The organism is Mitsuaria sp. TWR114 (assembly GCF_007997345.1).
In genome coordinates, this window is record NZ_VOSR01001038.1 from 1 (window position 1) to 520 (window position 520).

The following is a 520-nucleotide window of genomic DNA, read 5'->3' on the forward strand; positions in this document are numbered from 1 at the left end:
CGGCCCTCGATGCCCCAGCGGGCCAGGCACTTCTCGACCAGCGCCTCGGCCACGACGAAGTAGCCGCGCTCGGTGTCCACCAGCGCATAGGGCAGCTCGGGGTTCAGGTTGAGCGCCTGGTTGGCGGGGATGGTCCAGGGCGTGGTCGTCCAGATGACGGTGAACGCGTCCTTGTCGAGCTTCTGCAGGCCGAAGGCGCCGCCAGCTTGTCCGGCTCGGCGCTCAGGAAGGCCACGTCGACGGCGGGCGACTGCTTGTCGGCGTACTCGATCTCGAACTCGGCCAGCGAGGAACCGCAGTCGAAGCACCAGTACACCGGCTTGAGCCCGCGGTACACGAAGCCGCGCTCGAACAGGCGCTTGAGCACGCGGATCTCGCCGGCCTCGTTCTTGAAGTCCATCGTGCGGTAGGGGTGGTCCCAGTCGCCCAGCACGCCCAGGCGCTTGAAGTCGGCGCGCTGCTGGTCGATCTGTTCGCCGGCGTACTTGCGGCTCTTGGCCTGCACCTCGTCGCGCGGCAG

1 pseudogene is annotated in these 520 nt (G+C 68.3%); it reads right to left on the bottom strand.

Annotation, left to right across the window (positions count from 1 at the left end):
* A pseudogene (locus tag FUT87_RS27035) lies at window positions 1-520 on the bottom strand (class I tRNA ligase family protein); the annotation flags it as partial.